General features: G+C 42.2%; 15 protein-coding genes and 4 pseudogenes. 4 read left to right on the top strand and 15 right to left on the bottom strand.

Annotated elements, in window-relative coordinates; all coding sequences use genetic code 11:
* The first annotated feature begins 10 nt into the window (after positions 1–10).
* Entirely contained in the window at positions 11–934 is a 924-nt protein-coding gene (gene rarD / locus ACRWSG_RS06475) for an EamA family transporter RarD (RefSeq protein WP_054554213.1), read from the top strand.
* 2 nt (positions 935–936) lie between these two features.
* Here rarD and ACRWSG_RS06470 read toward each other — a convergent pair whose 3' ends face one another.
* Together ACRWSG_RS06470 and ACRWSG_RS06465 are read right to left on the bottom strand one after the other, a co-directional pair.
* Positions 937–2,172, bottom strand: coding sequence for a GGDEF domain-containing response regulator (locus tag ACRWSG_RS06470; protein WP_462165922.1), 1,236 nt, complete (start codon positions 2,170–2,172; stop codon positions 937–939).
* A gap of 78 nt (positions 2,173–2,250) precedes the next feature.
* On the bottom strand, positions 2,251–2,625 hold the full coding sequence (locus ACRWSG_RS06465) for a MaoP family protein (RefSeq protein ID WP_138616409.1): 375 nt from the start codon (positions 2,623–2,625) through the stop codon (positions 2,251–2,253).
* Between the two features lie 90 nt (positions 2,626–2,715).
* On the opposite strand from ACRWSG_RS06465, the gene ACRWSG_RS06460 reads away from it, so the two are divergent.
* Both ACRWSG_RS06460 and ACRWSG_RS06455 read left to right on the top strand, forming a co-directional pair.
* Positions 2,716–3,570, top strand: a complete 855-nt coding sequence (locus ACRWSG_RS06460; RefSeq protein WP_054554216.1) for a LysR family transcriptional regulator — start codon at positions 2,716–2,718, stop codon at positions 3,568–3,570.
* Between the two features lie 196 nt (positions 3,571–3,766).
* Positions 3,767–4,699, top strand: coding sequence for a porin (locus ACRWSG_RS06455; protein WP_138601117.1), 933 nt, complete (start codon positions 3,767–3,769; stop codon positions 4,697–4,699).
* An 81-nt stretch (positions 4,700–4,780) separates the two neighbouring features.
* Here the strand turns inward: ACRWSG_RS06455 and recG are convergent, their stop codons facing one another.
* From recG to asnC, 3 genes and pseudogenes are all read right to left on the bottom strand, one after another.
* Complete coding sequence (gene recG, locus ACRWSG_RS06450) at positions 4,781–6,862, bottom strand: ATP-dependent DNA helicase RecG (RefSeq protein ID WP_462165920.1); 2,082 nt, start codon at positions 6,860–6,862, stop codon at positions 4,781–4,783.
* Between the two features lie 39 nt (positions 6,863–6,901).
* Positions 6,902–7,618: pseudogene (gene trmH, locus ACRWSG_RS06445) on the bottom strand (tRNA (guanosine(18)-2'-O)-methyltransferase TrmH).
* 44 nt (positions 7,619–7,662) lie between these two features.
* A complete protein-coding gene (asnC, locus tag ACRWSG_RS06440) occupies positions 7,663–8,121 on the bottom strand; it encodes a transcriptional regulator AsnC (RefSeq protein ID WP_054554220.1) in 459 nt (152 codons plus the stop codon).
* Positions 8,122–8,318: 197 nt separating this feature from the next.
* On the opposite strand from asnC, the gene asnA reads away from it, so the two are divergent.
* A complete protein-coding gene (gene asnA / locus ACRWSG_RS06435; RefSeq protein ID WP_166339519.1) occupies positions 8,319–9,314 on the top strand; it encodes an aspartate--ammonia ligase in 996 nt (331 codons plus the stop codon).
* 48 nt (positions 9,315–9,362) lie between these two features.
* Here the strand turns inward: asnA and ACRWSG_RS06430 are convergent, their stop codons facing one another.
* The 10 genes and pseudogenes from ACRWSG_RS06430 to ACRWSG_RS06385 all read right to left on the bottom strand — a co-directional run bounded on the left by ACRWSG_RS06430 (position 9,363) and on the right by ACRWSG_RS06385 (position 22,485).
* Positions 9,363–10,970 carry a DUF342 domain-containing protein gene (locus ACRWSG_RS06430; protein WP_462165918.1) on the bottom strand — a complete coding sequence of 536 codons (1,608 nt, stop codon included), beginning with the start codon at positions 10,968–10,970 and terminating at the stop codon, positions 9,363–9,365.
* Between the two features lie 153 nt (positions 10,971–11,123).
* Positions 11,124–11,516: a RidA family protein gene (locus ACRWSG_RS06425; RefSeq protein WP_054554223.1), complete on the bottom strand. Its 393-nt coding sequence runs from the start codon at positions 11,514–11,516 to the stop codon at positions 11,124–11,126.
* Between the two features lie 11 nt (positions 11,517–11,527).
* A pseudogene (gene spoT, locus ACRWSG_RS06420) lies at positions 11,528–13,634 on the bottom strand (bifunctional GTP diphosphokinase/guanosine-3',5'-bis pyrophosphate 3'-pyrophosphohydrolase).
* A 130-nt stretch (positions 13,635–13,764) separates the two neighbouring features.
* Positions 13,765–14,040: a DNA-directed RNA polymerase subunit omega gene (rpoZ, locus tag ACRWSG_RS06415; protein WP_054554225.1), complete on the bottom strand. Its 276-nt coding sequence runs from the start codon at positions 14,038–14,040 to the stop codon at positions 13,765–13,767.
* A gap of 103 nt (positions 14,041–14,143) precedes the next feature.
* On the bottom strand, positions 14,144–14,764 hold the full coding sequence (gmk, locus tag ACRWSG_RS06410) for a guanylate kinase (protein ID WP_199529940.1): 621 nt from the start codon (positions 14,762–14,764) through the stop codon (positions 14,144–14,146).
* 183 nt (positions 14,765–14,947) lie between these two features.
* Complete coding sequence (locus ACRWSG_RS06405; RefSeq protein WP_199529941.1) at positions 14,948–15,730, bottom strand: peptidylprolyl isomerase; 783 nt, start codon at positions 15,728–15,730, stop codon at positions 14,948–14,950.
* Between the two features lie 70 nt (positions 15,731–15,800).
* On the bottom strand, positions 15,801–16,484 hold the full coding sequence (gene narI / locus ACRWSG_RS06400; RefSeq protein WP_462165916.1) for a respiratory nitrate reductase subunit gamma: 684 nt from the start codon (positions 16,482–16,484) through the stop codon (positions 15,801–15,803).
* 9 nt (positions 16,485–16,493) lie between these two features.
* Complete coding sequence (gene narJ, locus ACRWSG_RS06395; protein ID WP_199529942.1) at positions 16,494–17,207, bottom strand: nitrate reductase molybdenum cofactor assembly chaperone; 714 nt, start codon at positions 17,205–17,207, stop codon at positions 16,494–16,496.
* A gap of 3 nt (positions 17,208–17,210) precedes the next feature.
* Positions 17,211–18,745 (bottom strand): annotated as a pseudogene (gene narH / locus ACRWSG_RS06390) (nitrate reductase subunit beta).
* 14 nt (positions 18,746–18,759) lie between these two features.
* Positions 18,760–22,485, bottom strand: a pseudogene (locus tag ACRWSG_RS06385) (nitrate reductase subunit alpha).
* Between the last annotated feature and the right edge of the window lie 18 nt (positions 22,486–22,503).

Below are 22,503 nucleotides of genomic sequence, written 5' to 3'. Positions count from 1 at the left end.
AGCCAAACTTATGCCTACCAACATTGAGCAGCGAAAAGGTGTCATTTTCGCTTGTTTAGCCTTTTTTATGTGGGGTCTTGCACCCATTTATTTTAAATTTCTTCAGCAGGTTTCTGCTTTTGAGATCTTAATGCACCGTGTTATTTGGTCGGTGTTATTTTTACTTCTTATTATTGCAGCTCGTCATCAATGGCAGCGTATTCGAATTGTGCTTGGGCAACCTAAATTACTTTTGATGTTGGTAATAACAGCAAGTTTACTTGGCTTTAACTGGGGGTTATTTATTTGGGCGGTGAACAATAATCACATGCTCGATGCTAGTTTAGGTTATTACATCAACCCACTACTAAATGTGTTGCTTGGTATGTTGTTTTTAGGTGAGCGGCTGCGCAAATGGCAAGGCGTTGCTGTAGGCCTCGCGCTTTGTGGTGTGCTGCTTCAATTAGTGAGCTTTGGATCATTTCCTGTGGTTGCTTTTTCGCTAGCTGGCTCGTTTGCTATTTATGGTCTTTTACGCAAAAAGCTGCCGATTGAATCATTACCAGGGTTATTGCTCGAAGCACTTATTTTATTACCTGTTGCACTTATTTACTGGTGGTTTATGGCGCCTTCGCCAAGCTCTGATTTAACTGCAAATGATTGGCATATTAACGTGTTACTGATAAGTGCAGGAGTGGTGACAACTTTACCACTGTTGTGTTTTACCGGTGCAGCAAAACGCCTTCAGTACAGCACATTAGGCTTTTTTCAGTACATAGGTCCAAGTTTAATGTTTATGCTTGCCGTGGCTTTTTATGGTGAGGTATTTGATGCTGAGCGTGTGGTGACCTTTGCCTGTATTTGGAGCGCTTTGGCGTTATTCAGTTGGGATTCGTACCGCCAAAGTCGTAAGCAACGCAAAGCGAAATTAGAGGCAGTGACTAAGCCTGTATAGGCTTAGCTTATTAGCTTGTTGCGCCCAGACTCTTTTGCTTGATAAAGCTTTAGATCGGCCTGTTTTATTAGTTCATCTAAACTATAAATAGGCCCATTATGAAAACCAATCGACAGCGTAAACTTGATACGGTCTTTGCTAAATTCAGGGCTGTGCTTTTCAACAAATAAGCGGAATTTTTCTAAACGCTGTAACGATTCATGTCGGTCTTGATCAGCAAAATATACTGCAAACTCTTCACCACCAAAGCGGCCAACTAAATTATTTTTAAAATACTTTGCCATACATTGCGATAAGCCCTTAAGCACTTCATCACCGGCATCATGACCATAGTTATCGTTTATTGATTTAAAGTGGTCAATATCGATCATAGCTAAAGATACAGAGTTTTCTGCCAGTTTTGCAGCTTTGAGGTGGCTGTTTGCTTCACCAAAGAAATAGCGGCGATTAGGCAGCTTAGTGAGGTAATCAGTGTTTGCCTGTAAACGAATCGTTTTAATGTTTTCAAGCATGTCGACGTTTTGACTTAGCCGGCAATAGAATTCTTCATTATTAAATGGCTTGCGAAGGTAATCGTCTGCACCTGATTTTAAAAAGCGCGTTGATAAGTGCAGAGTATCGAGTGCAGAAATGCCGATTATGGCTTTTTCATCATTGGAATATAAACGACGAATTTCAACACAAAGCTCATCCCCATTCATGTTTGGCATTTCGTTATCGGTAATGATCACCGATATTTTTGGGTTTTCAGCCAGTACTTTTAAAGCGTCGACACCATCAACAGCTTCAATGGTTTGGTATTTGTGACGAGTTAATAAGTTACAAATGTGGTGGCGAGTTGCCGCTGAATCATCAACGACAAGAACTTGCACTTGTTCATTACGAGGCAAGCGAGCGAGTTGTTTTTCCAGATACTGATAAGCTTGTTTATTTTCTTTAGTAATGTAGTCAATTATTGGGTGCTTTTCGACAATATTACGCGTTGTCTCATCTAGGTTTCCCGTCATGACAATTGTGGGAATATCAGAGGCGATAGTAAAAGGAATTGCTTCGCCTTTTGGTGCATCAGGTAGAATAAAGTCTACTACCGAGCAAAAATAAGAGTGCTCTTCAACTAACTTTTTTGCTTCAGCCAACGAGGCTGCAATATCGGCTTCATAACCAACTTTTTGCGCGATATGCTTTTGCACTCGCGCAATCGTTGGCGTATCTTCAATTATTAATATTCTTCTAGTCACGGTTTGCCTTGTTATAACTTTTTGGCGAAGCAATAGTTACTACAAGTTTTAACCTTAAAAGCCTAAAAAAGCAAATCGTTATAAGCTGTCTGACTCAGAATAATATTCAACGCTTTGTGTTGTTGGGTTTGCAATACGGGAACGTCCAAACAATGTATGAAATTTCGTTTTGCAAGTGGTTTGCTTTAGGTATTTGACCCAAGCACGTTCAATTGCATTGGTCGCGTCAAGATTGCCGGTGACAACTTGTACAAATTGAGTTTGAAATTCATTTTGTGGTTCTAGGGTTTTGTTGTATAAACCCTTTAGAACAACACCATGCTGCTCGAGAATGTCGGCTTCTAGCAAAGTGAAGTGACCACTACGACCAAAACCGCGTGGGAAATTTTGATCATCATAGAATTGACGTTGGCTTGCAAATGCCTGACGAAGTGATGAAATGTCATTGCTCATGGCTTTATCCTCATGCCCTAATTTCTTGCTGGAGTATGGATCAAGTTGTCGATTTTATTAAACAAATTATTTTTATCGTAAGGGTAAAAAATGGATATCGATTTATTGAAGACTTTTGTTGAAGTGGTCCGTACGCGCCATTTCGGTAAGGCAGCTGAAAATTTATATATTACACAGTCTGCGGTGAGTTTTCGGATCCGACAATTAGAGCAAGGTTTAGGCGTTAACTTATTTATTCGCCAACGTAACAACATACAGTTAACGGCGCCTGGTGAGCGATTACTGCCACATGCACAAATGATCATTACGGGTATGCAGCGCGCAAAAGTTGATGTGGCACTTGCAGATAATATGCATAAGCAAATTAGCTTAGCAGGAACACCTAATATTTGGGATGCATTTTTACAGTTTGGTATTACTAATATTGTTTCTGCTATGCCGGGTGTGTCGTTAGTTGCTGAAGTCAAAGCACAACAAGAGAGTACTCGCTTATTACTGGAACGTACTCTAGATTTAGCTGTGTTGTTCGATCCCCCTAAAGTAGATGAACTGGTTGTACAGCGAATTTGTGAGTTACCTATTATTCCTGTGAGTGCTTTTGAAACAGCAAATAGTGAAAACTTTTTCGATAATCAATATGTCTATGTTGATTGGGGTACCACCTTTTCTTTATGGCATGCTCGTGAGTTTAACGGCCACGCCCCTCCATATTTTAGAACCAGTACGGGCCGTATTGCGCTTGATTTAATTTTGAAGTGCGGCGGCAGTGCCTTTATTCCTCAGTTATTAGTTGAAGAGCAGCTTAAATCTGGTGAGCTTTATCATGTTGAAGATGTTGCGCATACATCGCGTGATGTGTTTGTTGCTTACCACAGAGACAACGAGCAAACCCCTCTGTTAGAGAAGTTAGTCACTTTATTAACTGAGCTACAAATAAAAGCTTAAAATTAATTTAATTTAGCTTTCATAAAAATTTAATTTTACAACAGTGAGTTACGTTTTTATTTCAAAATTAATAACATTTTATGAAGCTAAATTGACGCTTTTATTTCAATTGTCATCTTTCTGTCATTTTTTACTGTCACACTGCGCGCATTGAAACACAACATGTGTTTTTTGTTGCGATTATTGAGGAAACGACATGAAATTTGCAAAGTCTAGCTTATTCCTAGCTTTATTTGGTGGTTTATCTTTTTCTGCACTAGCTGATGTAGATGTATATGGTAAAGCAAACGTGACTGTTCAATCATCAGATGATGGCGAAGGGTCTTTCACTGAAATTAAAAGCAATAACTCACGTTTTGGCTTAAAAGGTTCAGAAAAAATTTCTGAAGGCTTAGAAGCGGTTTATAAATTTGAGTTTGGTGTAGACGTATCTGACGCTGATTCAAAAGGCGACAATGACGATAACATCACTGCGCGTAATCAATACGTGGGTGTGAAAGGTAGCTTTGGTCAAGTTGTTATCGGTCGTAACGATACAGCAATGAAGCAATCTCAAGGTAAAGTTGATTTATTCAATGACCTTGAAGGCGATATCAAGAACGTATTTAAAGGCGAAAACCGTTTAGGCGACACGATTTCTTATGCTTCTAAAGACTTCAGTGGCTTCAAAGTATTAGCAACTTATGTAGCTGAAGATGATGTAGACGCTGATAACGGTTACTCTGTAGCGTTAACTTACGGCGATGCAAAACTTAAAGAAAGCAAACTTTATGCATCAGTTGCAGCTGACAGCGAAGTAAAAGGTTACGACATTGTTCGTGCAACAGTACAAGGTAAATTAGGTGACTTCAAACTAGGTGCTATGTACCAAACACAAGAAAAAGTGGATGGTAGCGCAGAAGCTGATGGTTACTTAGTAAATGCTGCTTACCAAATGAATAGCAACACATTCAAAGTACAGTACCAAGTAATTGACTTTGATGAAGGCGATAAGAAAACAGCTATTTCTGCAGGTGTTGATCACAAGCTAAACAAAAACACCAAAGTATTTGGTTTCTACTCAACGTTTGATACAGACAATCAAGTTGACCAAGACTACTTAGGTGTTGGTATTGAATACAAGTTCTAAGTGAACACTCCCTTACTTGTGAGCCCAGCTAATTAGCTGGGCTTTTTTTTGTTGAACAACAAAATTATACTGAAGTTAGCTTTAAGCTTGTGCGTAGTTTGATTTGCCTGCAAGCCAGCGTTGAATCAATTTATCGGTAAGTTCTGGGTAGTCATTCAATATTTTGAAAGCGATGGGTCTGACATGATTAAGTGTTTGTTTATCGCGGTTTAGGTCGGCGATTTTGAATTCAGCTAAGCCTGTTTGTTTGGTACCAAGTACTTCACCTGGGCCACGGATTTCGAGATCTCGCTCAGCAATCACAAAGCCATCATTACTTTCACGCAGCACACCTAAGCGTTTTTGCGCTGTAGCTGATAATGGCGCATGATAAAGTAAAACACAGTGTGATGCCGTAGCCCCACGACCAACACGGCCGCGTAGCTGGTGGAGTTGTGCAAGTCCTAACCGTTCAGGGTTTTCAATAATAATAAGACTCGCATTAGGCACATCAACACCCACTTCAATCACGGTTGTGGCAACCAGTACATGAATATTACCTGCTTTAAACTCACTCATAATGGCTTGCTTTTCGGCGGCTTTCATCCGGCCATGCACCAAGCCAACGTTTAGCTCTGGCAGTGCTGCTTTTAATTGCTCGGCGCTATCCTCGGCGGCTTGGCATTGCAGCACTTCAGATTCATCAATCAGGGTGCAAACCCAATACACTTGACGACCTTGCTCTGAGCATGCTGTTCTCACACGTTGAATGATTTCGTCTCGGCGTGCATCTGGAATCGCCACCGTTGTGATAGGCGTTCTACCGGGTGGTAACTCATCAATCACTGAGGTTTCTAAGTCAGCGTAGGCTGTCATTGCTAAGGTTCGCGGGATAGGGGTTGCAGTCATAACTAATTGGTGTGGGTAGCAATCACCAAAGCGACCTTTTTCACGCAGTGATAAACGCTGATGAACACCAAAGCGGTGTTGCTCATCTATGATAATTAAAACGAGATTATTAAACTCAACCTGTTCTTGGAATAATGCATGGGTGCCAACAATCATTTGTGCTTCCCCAGAGGCGATTTTTTCCAAAGTCGCTGTGCGCTCTTTACCCTTACTTTTGCCTCCTAACCAGGCAACTTCAACACCGAGTTGATTAAACCATTGGCTAAAGTTGATGCCATGTTGCTCTGATAAAATCTCTGTTGGTGCCATTAGCGCTACTTGATAGCCTTCGCTGATAGCACTGAGTGCACTGAGCGCTGCGACTAAGGTTTTACCAGAGCCGACATCGCCTTGTACTAGGCGCATCATCGGAAACGGGTGTTGTAAGTCACCTTTGATTTCTGCCACCACACGACTTTGCGCGTTGGTTGGGCTAAAGGCTAAATTAGCTAAAAACTGTTGCTCAAGTTGGTTATGAGGCTTTAAAGCAACCGCTTTTACCGTTTGCCCTTTTTGGCGCAGCTTTAAAAGGCTTAAGTTTTGCGCAAGCAACTCTTCAAACACTAGCCGTTGCTGAGCAGGATGCATACCCTGTTCAAGAGCAGTTAAATCAACATCGTTTTGTGGGCGATGTAAGGTCATTAGAGCATCGGCTAAACGCATTCCGGTTGGCTGAAACTGTTCTGGCAGTAACTCTTCGACAGGGTATTTAGTTAATAGTGCAAGTGCTTGATCGCTTAGTGCACGAATAGATAACTGTTTTAGCCCTTCGGTAACAGGATAAACCGGCGTAAGCGTGGTGTTCGTTGGTTGCTCAGAAAGGGTATCCGATAAGCTGTATTCCGGATGTGTCATTTCAAAGCCAACACGACCACGGCGGATCTCACCAAAGCAGCGAATGATTTTACCTGTACCTAAGGCATTTTTTTGAGCCGCGCTAAAGTTAAAAAACCTGAGCGTTAAACGGACCGTGCCATCATTTACTTGGCAAACCAGCATGCGTCTTTTACCAAAGGTAATTTGGCTGGTTTCAATAGTGGCTTCAACACTAACATGGCTATGCGGTTGGAGTTCGCAAATTGGGTGAATGCGGGTGCGGTCTTCATAGCGGTGAGGTAAATGAAACAGCATGTCTTGCACCGTATGAATATTTAGCTTAGCAAGGCGCTCGGCCATTTTTGGGCCGACGCCTTTTAATTCTGTAATTGGGTATAACGCTAAGCTAGGATGACTCAAAGGTGACTCAAATTATTAATTAGTAGACTGTTTTTCAGTTTACTTGCACTCGTTAGTGGCTTCAAGCGGTTGCGTGTGTTTTAAAATGTTCCAGAACGTTTCATCAGCAACAATTTCACCATTTTCATCCAGCTCAGGGTACGGCAGCTCTTTTTCGCGGCATTGTTCAGCAATGATAGGGTGACAGCCTTCAAACAAAATACGATGCTTAACTTTCGCATCAAGCATATCGCGGTTATAAAGACCTGCTTCTTCACGTTGGCGCTGTGCTTCAAATAAAATAAGTGCCGCTGCAACAGATACATTAAGAGATTGCACCATTCCTTGCATTGGGATGATGATGTTTTTATCAGCATGAGCGAGGGCACGCGGCGAAATACCATCACGTTCTTGACCAACAATAACAGCTGTCGGTTTGGTGTAATCAATTTCACGAAAGTCGACTGCGTCGTCGCTGAGGTGAGTTGCTAAAATTTGTACATCAGGATTTTGCGCACGCATCATGGCTACGGCTTCATCGATATTGCGATGCAAGTGAGTTTCGAGCCAGTTTTTACTACCACCTGAAGTATTGTTAGTTAACCATTTTTGATTCTCTGGTCATACAGCATGAACATGATGGCAGCCTGTCGCGTCAGCTGTGCGGGCAATGGCCGATAAATTATGATGCTTATGTACTTCTTCTAAACAAACCGTTAGGTCCGTTTGGCGGCGGTCTAACACGCGCTTAACACGCTCAAAGCGAGTTGTATCCATAGTTGTGTGCTCGTTGACGGATTCTAATTGGCGCTGATTATACCCTAGGGAACAACAGCACGGCTAATTGGGTTTTGTAATGAGATCAGCGTTTCTGTTGATTGAATAGCTTCGATGGCTTGTATTTTGTTAATTAACACATCTTGTAGATGATCAATTGAGCGTGCCATCACTTTGATAAATATACTGTAATTACCCGTGGTGTAATAGGCTTCTACGACTTCTTCTAGCTCTTTTAAATGCAGTAACGTTTGTGGGTAATCACGGGCATTGTTGAGGTTAATACCAATAAAACAGCAAACATCGTAACCAAGCTGTTTGGCATCAATACTGACTTGGGTGCCTGTAATAATTCCCGCTTGTTTCATCTTTTCGACTCGAACATGAATAGTTCCGGCACTTACTGCAAAGCGTTTAGCAAGTTCTGCATACGCTGTTCGCGCATTTTCCATTAACGCGTTAAGGATGTTTTTATCGAGATTATCGATTTGATAATTTTCCATGGTATTTATTAGTGTTAATTGTTGAATCAGTAAAATTTATAGCATTATTTTTATGAAAATTTCAATGTTAAGTTCTTTTTATTGCGGGTTATTGAAAATTATCTTTGTTTAGTTGAGGATTGTTTTAACAGGGGGGGCCAAGCAGCGGGCTTCTCTAATCAAGCAAGTAACAATAACTGGGAATGAGGCCAATTATTATGAGTTCACACTACCTGCAGCAACAGCAGCAAATTAGTAAAGTAAAACAGTTTTTTTCAAGCCAATTAGAACAACAATTAGGATTAGTTGAGGTACAAGCGCCGATCTTGGCAAAAGTAGGCGATGGTATTCAAGATAACTTAAGCGGTACTGAAAATGCTGTATCGGTAGCAGTGAAAACAATTCCGGGTAGCCAATTTGAAGTCGTGCACTCTTTAGCTAAATGGAAACGCAAAACCTTGGCTGATTACGATTTTTCGGTAGGTGAGGGGCTCTATACGCATATGAAGGCGCTTCGCCCAGATGAAGAATCTTTAAGCCCAATTCACTCGGTGTATGTTGACCAATGGGATTGGGAAAAAGTAATTTGCGAGAGTACTGAGCGCACCTTAGACAAGCTAAAAGAAACCGTAACATCACTTTATCAGGCTATTAAAGCAACCGAACGCTTTGTATCAAGCGAGTTTGATTTAACGCCATTTTTGCCAGAGCAAATCACCTTTGTACACAGTGAACAGTTACGTCAGATGTATCCTGACTTTACTGCAAAACAACGTGAAAAAGCGGTAGCACAAGAATACGGTGCGGTATTTTTAATTGGTATAGGCGGCACACTTGCCGATGGCAAAATTCATGACGTACGAGCACCGGATTATGACGATTGGTCAACCCAAACCTGCAGTAAATTTGCAGGCTTAAACGGTGATATTTTAGTTTGGAACCCGGTGCTAGAAGATGCCTTTGAAATCTCTTCAATGGGCATTCGTGTAAGTCCTGATGCATTAGCTACTCAATTAGCGATTACAGGCGACCAAGCTCGTTTAGAGTTTGATTGGCATAAACAGCTACTTGCGAAGCAGTTCCCGCAAACAATTGGTGGTGGGATTGGTCAATCACGACTCGCTATGTTGCTGTTACAAAAACAGCATATCGGGCAAGTACAAGTTGGTGTTTGGCCTGAACAGCTAAAACAGCAAGTGGAAGGAATTCTCTAAGTTAAGATTAATGACCCTGGTAAAAAGAGGCTTAAAGCCTCTTTTTTATTAACTGGTTTTAAACTCCACCTCAACCTTGTTCTCTTCAAGCTTAACCTTGCAAGGGGGGTACTTACGGTTTGTACGTAGCACTTTTTCAAAAATATGTATTTCTACCCCTGAGTGCAATGTTTTGTTAACGACTAATTGCGCATCTTCAAGTAAATCATGCAAATGATGCTCTAAACTTGATAGTTTTTTCTCAAGCATTTCAGCTTGCTCGCAATAGTGCATTTGTGTGGCCCCTATTTTGGCCAGAAGAGTTTTTTTCTTTTCTGCATCTTTTACTAAATCCGCTTTTTCGATAGCCGCTTGTAAGGTATCAAGTTGCGAATCTGTTTGTGCTAAATCTTTGAAGCATTGGTCTGTTTGTGCTGTTACATCAGCACCTGAAGCCGCTAAGTTAATCACCATCTTCGCGCCTGATTCATTGCCAATTTCGCCAGCAATAACTATTTGAGCATCTAAAATTTCACCGCCAAATAGTTTTCCTTGGGGGTTATCTTCTTGGCCGACTTGCAACAATTTAGTGGCTTTCATTACACAATGGCTGGCTTGTCGGTCGATGAGGATATTGTTTGCTTCAAGGTAGCTGTATTGACCATGTGATAAGTGAATGTCGCCTTGGCTGATGATATTACATGATAACTTTTTATCTTCGAGTTGGTGGCCAATTACGCCTTGTTTTATGGTGATATCACCAGCTGCAGATAAATGACCAGACTCTACAGTGCCCATAACTGTTATATCGCCTTTGGCATTAATACGCATTCCCGGCTCAACATTATGAGTTACAATGACGCTACCTTCAAAATCTACATGGCCGGTTTTTACGTTGACATCGGCAATGGTAAAAATATCATCAACACGCATGCCATTCGCGATATCTACTGGAACACCTGCAATGGCTGAAATAAGTTCAAGCGGATTATTTTTAGATATTTCGGTACCTTCACCAGCAACTAGAGTATTACTTTCACCAGGCTTGGCTGGTAATACATCACCGGTAACAGTAAAGCCTTCTTTACCCGGAGTCGCAGGGATTTGCTTGATAAGTAATACGCCGGGTTCGACACTGGCAAGCTTGCCAAAATCACGCATATCGACAGTACCATCTTCACGCAATTTGGGTTTTTTTAAGCGATCTTTGAGCGTTTCAACTTGAGAAACTAGTTTTGATGGTTGGCGGCCATCGATAGGTAAGCGACCTTTTGCTAGCACGCCTTTAGCGACTTCTCCTGCTGGTAACTCAAACTGTTGTTGTAATAGCTGTTCCAAGAAAGCTTGTTTGTACCCGCGAGCAACGCCCGCTCTGATAAGCTCCTTTTTAGCTTCATCAAGCGTCATAACTTTGCCGCCTTCAGCAAGAGTAAGTTCGCCTGTAGCAAGCATTTTATCATCGCTTAGGGTTACAACTAGGCTCGCATCATGTTTAGAGGCAACAACAAGCATGCGCTCGTTAGAGTCACTTTTGAAGAATTTATTGATAGCTTCATGATCCACTCTGCATTCGCAAAATGGTGACTTTTCTAATGCTTCGATAATAAACGCAGCACTAGGAGGCGAGTTTTCATGAACATCTAATAAAACGTTGCCGTTGTGAGCGAGCTTAAACACGTGGAGATCCTTTTTTACTACATTAGCTAAAGGTTTTATTTGTTATAACAACAGAGTGCTAGAGATTTGCTAATGAGTCAAGAATTTCGGGTGAGGGAAGTAATAACTTTTTCTAAAAAAGTGCCAGCAACTTTGTGTTGCTGGCAGGGCTAATTAGTTTGTTGAAGGTAGCTCCATGATACCGTCAATCTCAACTTGCACACCTTTTGGTAACGCACGTACGCCAATTGCAGCACGTGCAGGGTATGGCTGCTTAAAGTACTGACTCATTACTTCGTTGACAATCGCAAAGTTAGATAAGTCAGTTAGAAAGATATTTACTTTCACCATGTCTTGAATTTGGCCGCCGGCAGCTTGGCAAACAGCTGTTAGGTTTTTGAATACTTGGTGAGTTTGCTCAGTGAAGTCTTCAGAGATCACTTCCATTGTTTCTGGTACAAGTGGAATTTGACCTGATAAATAAACAGCCGTGCCTACTTTAACTGCTTGGCTGTAAGTACCGATAGCTGCAGGCGCATTATCAGTAGAAATAAAAGATTTGTTCATGATTATCCTTGTTACTTTTTACGATAGACTCTTTGCACATCAGGCATAACGCGAATGCGGCGCATAATGTTAGCAACATGAACGCGGTTTTTAACCGTGATGCCTAAATCTATCATGTATAAATTACTTTCTTTTTCGTCAGTCGCTATTTCAACAATGTTGGCTTGGGTTGAGGCAACAACATTGGTTAATTTAGCCAGTGCACCTTGGTGATTAATAATCTCAATACGAAGGGCTGCAATATATTCTTTCTCTGGGTTATCGTCCCATTTTACAACTAAGTATTTTGAGCGCTCTTTTTTCCCAACCACGAATGTTTTTACATTCTTGGCGGTGAACAGTAAGGCCTTTACCTTGGCTGATATAAGCTGTAATAGCATCACCTGGGACTGGTCGGCAGCATTTAGAGTAATTAACTAACATGCCTTCAGTACCTATGATGGTCGCTTTTGCTTTTTGTGCTAGATCGTCTAGGTCGTCTGCATCAACTTGCATCAAGCGTTTTGCAATAAGCACGCTCATTAGATTGCCTGAGCCTATTTCGACTAATAGCTCAAGTACGGTATTTAGTTCATGCTCTTGAAGTACACGGCGAATGTTTTCATCTGGAATATCATCCAGTTTGGTTTCACCAAGTGCTGAGTCTAGTAAACGTCGACCGAGCAGCATGGCTTCTTCATGCTGTTGGCTCTTAAGGTAATTGCGAATACCTAAACGTGCTTTACCTGTTACAACAAAGTTTAACCAAGTTGCATTAGGGTGCGCTCCAGAGCTGGTGATGATTTCGACCGTTTGCCCTGTATCAAGCGCTTTGCTGAGTGGGTGAGGTTTACGGTTAACGCGTGCTCCCACACAGGTATTACCTACATCAGTATGAACTGCATAAGCAAAGTCGACTGCTGTCGCACCCATTGGTAGCTCAACGATACGGTCATCTGGCGTGAAAACATAAATCTCTTCAGGGAATAGCTCTGTTTTAACGTTTTCAACAAACTCAAAAGACGAACCAGCGCTTTGCTGAAGTTCCAGTAAGCTTTGCATCCATTGGCGAGCACGTTGTTGTGCTGTGTGGCCTGCATTATCACCGGCTTTTTTATACATCCAGTGAGCAGCGACCCCTTTATCTGCCATATGATCCATATCGTGGGTACGAATTTGAATCTCAACAGGAATACCATGAGGGCCAACTAATGAGGTATGAAGCGACTGATAGCCGTTAGTTTTTGGTACAGCAATATAATCTTTAAAGCGAGTTTCGATTGGCTTGTAAAGGTTATGCGCAACACCTAATACGCGATAACAGGTATCCATATTATCAACATTGATACGAAACGCGTAGATATCCATCACTTCGTTAAACGAAAGCTCTTTATTAAGCATTTTTTTGTAAATGCTATAAAGGTGTTTTTCGCGGCCAGATATAGTTGCTTCGATGCCAGACTCTTCTAAACGCGCTTCAATTTCAGTTTTAATATTACTGATAACTTCTTTACGGTTACCACGTGCTTTGACCACTTCTGATCTTAATGCGCGATGGCGCATCGGGTATAACGCTTGAAAGCCTAAATCTTCTAATTCATTTTTAATATCGTGAATACCAAGGCGGTTCGCAATTGGTGCGTAAATCTCTAGGGTTTCACGGGCAATGCGACGGCGTTTGTCAGGGCGCAGTGCGCCTAAAGTACGCATGTTGTGAGTACGGTCAGCCAATTTAATTAAGATCACGCGAATATCTTGCGTCATCGCCATGATCATTTTGCGGTAGTTTTCGGCTTGGAATTCTTTTTTATCTTTAAAGCTGAGTTTATCTAGCTTACTCACCCCTTCAACAAGCTCGGCAACGGTGTCGCCAAAAATTTCAGCTAAGTCTTGTTGGCTAAAGTCAGTGTCTTCAATCACGTCATGCATCAGGGCAGCCATAAGCGTTTCGTGGTCTAAGTGCATGCCGGCAAGTATTTGTGTCACTTCGACAGGGTGGGTGATATAAGGCTCGCCACTTGAGCGTGTTTGGCCTTCGTGGGCTTCGCGAGCGACCACGTATGCTTTTTGTACCAGCTCAATATCAGCAGGTGGTAAGTATTCGGATATTTTCTTTTTGAGGCCTTCGAATAGATACAAAGTCACACTCCAATGCGCAAATGAAGTAAATCGGTAACGGTATGAATAGAATATACGATGAAAAGAAGGGCTTGCCAACGGCTAGTGTAGAAATACTAGCCGTATAGCTAAATCAAAGCGGGGAGCTTGATTACTGGTTGCCACCTACGATAGCAGCCACAGCAGCCATTTCTGCTGCTTCTTGATGTTGTTGTTCTTCACGATCAATTAAGTCCATAGAAGAGCTATCTACTAACCCTTTCTCAATTTCACGTAAAGCAATAACCGTTGGTTTGTCATTTTCAGCATCAACGAGTGGATCTTTACCACCAACCGCGATTTGGCGGGCACGACGAGCCGCAACTAAAATTAAGTCAAAACGATTACCAATTGCATCTACTGCATCTTCAACAGTTACGCGAGCCATCTTAGCACTCCAAATAAATTCTTAAGCAAAGGCGTAGTTTACTGTACCAAGTTAAATTCGCCAATAGCTTGTGGTTAATTTTTATCTTATTCTTAAAAAAGTATTACTTAAGTAAGTTCTCTAATAACGCCTGATGGCGCACAGCTTGGCTTTTTAACGATAAACGTTTAGCCATAACGATCGTTTCGATTTCTGTAAGCGCAGTATCAAAGTCATCATTAACAACAACATAATCATACTCATTATAGTGTGATGTTTCTGATTGTGCTTTTGCCATTCTTCCTGCGATCACCTCAGCAGAGTCTTGACCACGGTTATTTAAGCGCGATTCAAGTTCTTCTTTTGATGGTGGAAGAATAAAGATAGTCTCAACATCATCAACTAATTTGCGGATTTGCTGAGCACCTTGCCAATCGATATCTAAAAATACGTCAATACCTGCTTCAAGTTGGCTTTCGATTGCTTGCTTAGACGTACCATAGTAGTTATCAAACACTTGCGCCCATTCAAAAAAGTCATTTTTCTCAATTAGCGCTTTGAACTCATCCACAGAAACAAAGTGATAGTGCACACCGTTTTCTTCACCCGGACGAGGTGAGCGAGTGGTGTGCGAAACCGATACTTTCATATCGCTGTGTTTCTTTAGTAAAGCACCAATTAAGCTTGATTTACCAGCCCCCGATGGAGCTGACAAGATAAATAAATTTCCGCGAGTTTGCGCCATGATCTGTCTCTATACAAAATAAATAGGCCTGCGGGAGCGCTACTCCAGCAAGCCTTTACAATGTAGTACAGTGTACTGTATTTGACCTGTTTAGCTCAAGCTTGCTAGTTGAAATCGGTTTCTTGTTCTAACTCATTGTTAGCTTGCGACCATGGACTTTCAACTCGCCTTATGTCTTTAAAGCTATTGTACTAAAGGGCTACTGCTGACATTAAAATCAAACCCTTCGATTTTTGCATCAGCAATTAGTAATTGGATATATTGCGCGATGGCTTTACGTTCTACTTTTTTATTTAAGTAGTTTTGAATGCGTAACTTGACGGCTTCATAAGGCAGTTGTTTACCATCTTCTTTAAAATCAACATAGACAATATGATAGCCAAAACGGGTTTCGATTGGGTAGTTGATCAACCCTTCATCAGCACTAAACACGGGGCGCTCGAATTCACTAACTGTTTGCCCTTTAGAGAGTTGCCCTAGTTGCCCGCCTAATGTGGCTGAGTCGCATTTGGAATGTAATTTTGCAAGTTCACTAAAGTCGGCGCCTTGCACTAAGGTTGCAATAATGTGCTCTGCGAGTGTGAATGCTGTTGCGCGTGCGTGTTCATCTTCGTGTGGCGCTGCTAATAAAATATGGCGTGCTGCAATCAATGGTGGGGTGGTGAACTTTGCTTTATTTTGATTATAGTAATGTTTGCACTCTTGTTCGGTTGCAGTCGGAATGAATACTTCTTTTTTGATTAACTGGTTTAAGAGATCATTTTGCTGCTGCTCTGATAAAGTACTTGAACCATTGTTAACATGATCCGTTAATTTTAAACGCGACGCGCGTTGTTGTAATAACTCCCCAATGATTAAACTTTCAGCAGCATTGACCATTGCTGCTCGGTGGTCATTTGCTGGGTGGTACTGCATTTCATGCAGAATATCGGATTCGCTGATAGTATGATTATTGACTGTGATCATGGTCACCTCTGCACTGGATATTGCTTAAAAGAAGGCTGCCAACTAAAAGAGTTAATTGGCAGCTAAGATATTAAGATTTGCTACGAACAACTTGGTAACTACGAGATAGATACTGAATTGGTACGCTGGCAATGTGCACTAAACGGCTAAATGGGAAGACTAAAAATAAGCTCATTCCTAAAAATACGTGAAGCTTATAAATCCAGTGCACTTGTGCTATTGCCGCAGCGGCTTCTGCACCGTCTAAGGTGACAATATTTTGCGCCCAGCTCATTAGCAGTAGCATTTCTGCACCGTCTAAATGACCTGCAGAGACAAAAATTGAAAGTAACCCTAAAATCAATTGCACATAAAGTAGCAGTAATACGGCAATATCCATTTTGCTGCTCGTTGCTCTGATCCGTGGGTTGGTTAAGCGGCGTTTAATTAAGATTGTTAAACCATAAAAACACAGTAGGCCAAATACCCCTCCAAACGCCATTGCAATTAATTGTTTATGGCTGGCTTCAATCCCAACCACATGCCATACCTCTGCGGGTGTCAGTAAGCCAACAAAGTGACCCAATAACACCATGATGACACCAATATGAAAAGCACGGCTACCTCGTTTTAGCTTTTTGCTTTCTAGTAATTGGCTTGATCCGGTTTTCCATGTGTATTGTTCTCTGTCATAACGAATGATTGAGGCAATAATGAATACCGCTAAAGTAATGTATGGATAAATTCCAAAAAGTAACGTATTTAAATAACTCATGATATACCCCTAACTGGCCTGTTGATTAAAGTCAGTCCAAGAAACTGGAACATATTGATCTTTGCGTTGTGTCTCAAGTGGTCGATTAACCGAACTAGGGCAGTTTGTTGCATCTTGAGCGCCAAACGTGACGGCTTCTTCTTCCCACTCTTTATCAATTGCTTGCTTTGTATCGTCTCGCTTTTCTTCATTGATTTGTGCTCTGAGTGCATCTAAATCTATGTTACTTTGGGCAATATCAAGTAAGCTTGAAAAAACAACGGCATAGTTACTTTCTCGTTTTTCGAGTCGGCACATAAGTAAAGCAAGGATATGCTCAACCTCAGATAACCACTCTCGAGCATTCTCGCTCCCTTGTGTTGCTAAGAACTCCAAAAATAGCGGGATGTAGTCAGGTAATTCGTTGAGGTTTAGCTCAAGCCCTGCTTGTTTATATTGTTCAATTAAATCGACCATGGCCTGACCACGGTCACGGCTTTCGCCGTGAACGTGTTCAAAAAGCCACAAACCTAGCGCGCGACCACGCTCAAACAGGCCATCGTACTGTGCTTGCCAATCCATTAAGTCGCCTTGGCATTGCTGTTGAATAAATGCTGTGAGTGCTGTTTTATTGTCATCATTTAATGAGCTTTGATTAACAATCTTGATTAACTCAGCTTCGGCTTCAACCAACGACTGTGTAGGGTAATCAAGTAAATGAGAGAGTACGCTTAATACTTGCATCGTTTACTCCTTTATTTCTACAGGAATGATTTGCTTAACGGTTTGTATTTTTCCGCCAAACAGATTCACACCATTGTTGCCGTCACTACAGCCGTTACCAAAACTAAAGCCACAGCCATTTTTCATATCATAGGCATCTGCTGCATAAGATTTATGGCTTGATGGGATCACAAAACGATCTTCATAGTTAGCAATTGCCATGTAGCGATACATTTGTTCAACTTGCTCGGCGGTTAAGCCTGCTTGTTTAAGAACTTCAATATCTTCAACGCCTTCAACCTGTTGTGAACGCTTAAACGCTCGCATTGCAATCATGCGTTCAAGTGCCCTAATAACAGGCTTTTCATCGCCTGCGGTAAGTAGGTTAGCTAAGTAACGCATCGGAATTCGCAGCGATTTAAGGTCTGGGATCACGCCACTCATACCAACATGACCTGCTTCAACCGCTGTTTGAATTGGTGACAGTGGTGGGATATACCACACCATAGGTAATGTTCTGTATTCAGGGTGTAGAGGCAGTGCAACTTTCCAGTCCATTGCCATTTTATAAACTGGTGACTGACGTGCCGCTTCTAGCCAAGTTTCAGGGATCCCTTCTTTGCGCGCAGCTTCGATAACCTCAGGGTCATTTGGATCTAAGAACATGCTGAGCTGAGCTGGGTAGAGATCTTGCTCGTTCGGTACGCTGGCGACTTCTTCAATGCGATCAGCATCGTATAAAAGAACACCTAAGTAGCGAATACGATTACACAGGTTTCAGAGCAGACAGTTGGTTGACCCGCTTCAATACGTGGGAAGCAGAAAATACATTTTTCTGATTTACCTGACTTCCAGTTGTAATAGATTTTTTTGTACGGGCAGCCTGAAACACACATTCGCCAACCACGACATTTGTCTTGGTCAATCAATACAATGCCATCTTCTTCACGTTTATAAATTGCGCCCGAAGGACAGCTCGCTACACACGCTGGATTGATGCAGTGCTCACAAAGACGTGGCAAGTACATCATGAAGGTTTTTTCAAATTGGCCGTAAATATCTTTTTGAACAACATCATCGAAGTTCTTGTCTTTTTTACGCTCAGAGAACTCAGTGCCTAAGATCTCTTCCCAGTTTGGTCCCCAATTGATTTTTTCCATGCGTTGACCGGTGATCAATGAGCGTGGACGAGCCACCGGTTGATGTTTGCTATCAGGTGCGTTGTGCAGGTGCTGATAGTCAAAATCAAACGGCTCGTAGTAATCATCAATCTCAGGTAAATCTGGATTTGAAAAAATATTGGCTAATAAACGGCGTTTATTACCTTGGCGTGGCTCTAACGTACCATTTTTATTGCGTTTCCAGCCGCCATGCCATTTTTCTTGGTTTTCCCATTCTTTTGGATAACCAATACCTGGTTTACTTTCAACGTTATTAAACCAAGCGTATTCAACACCTTCGCGGCTAGTCCACACATTTTTACAGGTGATCGAGCAGGTATGACAGCCGATACATTTGTCTAAATTTAAGACCATGCCTATTTGTGCACGTACTTTCATAATTCTATCCTCGGCTACTCGTTATCTAACCAATCAACTTTGTCCATCTTGCGGACAATTACAAACTCATCACGGTTACATCCTACGGTGCCGTAGTAGTTAAAGCCGTAAGCTTGTTGCGCGTAACCACCAATCATGTGTGTTGGCTTCATGACTGCACGGGTTACCGAATTGTGTATACCACCGCGTGTACCAGAGACTTCTGAGCCAGGGGTGTTTACGATACGTTCTTGTGCGTGATACATCATGCTCATACCTTGCGGTACACGTTGTGAAACAACAGCACGTGCGGCAATTGCGCCGTTTACGTTAAACACTTCTATCCAGTCGTTATCTTTGATATCGCCTTCTTTTGCGTCAACTTCACTGATCCACACTATTGGACCGCCTCGACTCAGGGTGAGCATTAACAAGTTGTCAGAGTAGGTTGAGTGGATACCCCATTTTTGGTGTGGTGTGATCCAGTTGAGTGTTAACTCTTTATTGCCATTTGGTTTTTTGCCAAGTAAAGGTTGTGTTGTCTTTAAGTTGACCGGCGGTTTGTAAGACACCATGGTTTCACCAAAATCACGCATCCATTGGTGATCTTGATAGAACTGCTGGCGGCCTGTTACTGTGCGCCAAGGAATTAATTCGTGCACATTGGTATAACCTGCGTTGTAAGACACATGTTCGTCTTCTAACCCTGACCAGGTTGGTGAACTGATGATCTTACGCGGCTGAGCTTGGATATCTCTAAAGCGGATTTTTTCTTCCTCTTTAGGTTTTGCTAAGTGAGTGTGGTCTCGACCTGTAAACTCACCCAGTGCTGACCATGCTTTTACAGCTACATGACCATTTGTTTCTGGAGCAAGGCTTAAGATGACTTCAGCAGCATCAATTGCGGTCTCAATTTTTGGACGCCCTTTATGCGGTCCGTCTTCTGTGTGGGTGTAGTTAAGCTCTCCTAAGAAATTAACTTCTGTTTGAGTGTTCCAGTTAATGCCTTTACCGCCGTTACCGAGTTTGTCCATTAATGACCGAGTGAGGTAAAACGGTTGTAGGTGTTAGGGTAGTCGCGCTCAACAACTAACATATTAGGCGCAGTAACCCCAGGGATAAGAATCGCATTCATCTTTCCACCACATTGCAACGCCATCAGGTTGAGCAAGCTCTCCCGGAGTGTCATGCATTAGCGGTAATGTAACGAGATCATTTTCAACCCCTAAGTGGCCTTCACATAAGGCAGAGAATTTTTTCGCAATTCCTTTGAAAATATCCCAATCAGAGCGAGACTCCCACACCGGATCAATGGCTTTTGAAAGCGGATGAATAAACGGGTGCATATCTGATGTATTCATATCGTCTTTTTCGTACCACGTTGCTGTTGGTAAAACGATGTCTGAATACAAGCAAGTGGTTGACATACGAAAATCAAGTGTAACCCATAAGTCGACCTTGCCTTCTGGCGCGTTGTCGTGCCAAACAACATCTTCAGGTTTTTTATCACCACTTTCACCAAGATCTTTACCTTGCAGGCCATGTTTGGTGCCTAAGAAGTGACGCAGCATGTACTCATGTCCTTTACCCGATGAACCTAGTAAGTTTGAACGCCAAACAAACATATTGTGTGGGAAGTTTTGTGGGTTATCAGGGTCTTCACAGGCAAATTTTAAATCACCTGATTTTAGCTGCTGAACCGCGTAATCTTTAGGTGATAGTCCTGCTTTTTCGGCATCTTTACATAACTGTAATGGGTTCATCCCTAATTGTGGTGCAGATGGTAGCCATCCCATACGCTCTGCACGGGTGTTGTAATCGATGATTGAGGCTGACCATTTTTCTTTATCTGCTAGGGGTGATAGCACTTCGGTCATTTCTAGTTTTTCGTAGCGCCATTGATCTGAATGATTGTAGAAAAATGAAGTACCGTTCATTTGGCGTGGCGGACGTTGCCAGTCTAAACCAAATGCTAATGGTAACCAGCCACATTGTGGACGTAGTTTTTCTTGCCCTACATAGTGAGCCCAGCCGCCACCAGATTGACCCACACAGCCGCACAGCATTAGCATGTTGATAAGGCCACGGTAGTTCATATCCATGTTGTACCAGTGATTTAAGCCAGCGCCCACAATGACCATACTGCGGCCTTTTGTTTTGTCTGCATTGTCGGCAAATTCACGAGCAATTTGGATAACATGGTCGGCATTCACACCGGTGATTTTTTCTTGCCAGCCCGGCGTGTAAGGCACATCATCGTGAAAATCTTTTGCAACGTTAGGATCGTCTAAGCCGTTATCTACACCATAGTGTGCAATCATTAAGTCAAAAACTGTCGCAACAAGCGCTTCACTGCCATCACTGAGGGTAACGGTTTTAACTGGCACTTTACGGACTTGGATTTCATCATGCTCAGTGTGTTGGAAATAACCCAGTTCGTGAGCTTGCGCGCCAAAGTAAGGGAATAACACAGACTCAGTGCTATCAGTATGTTCTTTAAGGCTTAGCGCAAGTTTAAGGTCATCCCCTGTTTTACCGTCGCGCTGTTCAATATTCCACTTGCCTTTTTCGCCCCAGCGGTAACCAATTGCACCTGTAGGTGAAACCAACTGACCGCTTGTTTCATCAAAGCCAATGGTTTTCCATTTTGGATTGTTATCTTGCCCTAAGTTATCGGCTAAGTCGGCAGCGCGTAAGAAAGCGCCTTGCGTATAGCCTTTATCTGATTTATCAAGCTTAACGAGCATTGGCATATCGGTATAACGACGTACATAGTCTGTAAAATACGCGCTTGGCTTGTCGATATGGAATTCTTTTAAGATCACATGGCCAAAAGCCATAGCAAGTGCTGCATCTGTGCCTTGCTTAGGTGCTAGCCACATATCAGACAATTTAGAACACTCTGAATAGTCAGAGGTGATTACGACGGTTTTGGTGCCTTTATAGCGCACTTCGGTAAAGAAGTGAGCATCAGGTGTTCGTGTTTGTGGCACATTGGAACCCCATGCGATGATATAATTTGAGTTATACCAGTCTGCAGATTCAGGAACGTCAGTTTGCTCGCCCCAAATCTGTGGTGATGCAGGTGGTAGGTCACAATACCAATCATAGAAACTTAAACAGTTTCCACCAATCAAAGATAAGTAACGAGAACCCGCAGCGTAGCTAACCATACTCATTGCAGGGATAGGTGAAAATCCCATGATGCGATCTGGCCCATATTTTTTGGCGGTGTAGACATTTGAAGCTGCAATGATCTCATTTACTTCATCCCATTTTGCACGAACAAAGCCACCTAAACCGCGTTTTGACTTGTAGCTTTTCGCTTTTTCAGGATTAGTAACAATTGACTCCCAAGCAAGTACCGGATCTGAGTGTGCTTGCTTTGCTTCACGCCAAAGTTTTAATAACACTTGTCTTACTTTAGGGTATTTTAGGCGGTTAGCGCTGTAGATATACCAAGAGTAACTTGCACCACGAGGACAACCGCGTGGCTCATGATTAGGTAAATCAGGGCGAGTACGTGGATAGTCTGTCTGCTGAGTCTCCCAGGTGACTAATCCGTCTTTAACATATATTTTCCAGCTACATGACCCTGTGCAGTTTACACCATGTGTAGAACGTACAATTTTATCATGTTGCCAACGACGGCGATAACCGTCTTCCCAATCGCGATTTTCATCAGTTGTGACACCGTGACCACCTGCAAAACTCTGCTTGTTAGTCTTGAAAAAGCGCATTTTATTCAAGAAATGGCTCATTTACTTATTCTCCTATCC

This window comes from Pseudoalteromonas sp. GB43 (assembly GCF_054923805.1).
This window is presented reverse-complemented; position numbering and strand designations above follow the sequence as displayed.

Coding starts and splice junctions, on each gene's coding strand:
- rarD (WP_054554213.1), top strand. CDS start 11: ATGCCTACCAACATTGAGCAGCGAAAAGGTGTCATTTTCGCTTGTTTA.
- ACRWSG_RS06465 (WP_138616409.1), bottom strand. CDS start 2,625: ATGAGCAATGACATTTCATCACTTCGTCAGGCATTTGCAAGCCAACGT.
- ACRWSG_RS06460 (WP_054554216.1), top strand. CDS start 2,716: ATGGATATCGATTTATTGAAGACTTTTGTTGAAGTGGTCCGTACGCGC.
- ACRWSG_RS06455 (WP_138601117.1), top strand. CDS start 3,767: ATGAAATTTGCAAAGTCTAGCTTATTCCTAGCTTTATTTGGTGGTTTA.
- asnC (WP_054554220.1), bottom strand. CDS start 8,121: ATGGAAAATTATCAAATCGATAATCTCGATAAAAACATCCTTAACGCG.
- asnA (WP_166339519.1), top strand. CDS start 8,319: ATGAGTTCACACTACCTGCAGCAACAGCAGCAAATTAGTAAAGTAAAA.
- ACRWSG_RS06425 (WP_054554223.1), bottom strand. CDS start 11,516: ATGAACAAATCTTTTATTTCTACTGATAATGCGCCTGCAGCTATCGGT.
- rpoZ (WP_054554225.1), bottom strand. CDS start 14,040: ATGGCTCGCGTAACTGTTGAAGATGCAGTAGATGCAATTGGTAATCGT.
- gmk (WP_199529940.1), bottom strand. CDS start 14,764: ATGGCGCAAACTCGCGGAAATTTATTTATCTTGTCAGCTCCATCGGGG.
- ACRWSG_RS06405 (WP_199529941.1), bottom strand. CDS start 15,730: ATGATCACAGTCAATAATCATACTATCAGCGAATCCGATATTCTGCAT.
- narI (WP_462165916.1), bottom strand. CDS start 16,484: ATGAGTTATTTAAATACGTTACTTTTTGGAATTTATCCATACATTACT.
- narJ (WP_199529942.1), bottom strand. CDS start 17,207: ATGCAAGTATTAAGCGTACTCTCTCATTTACTTGATTACCCTACACAG.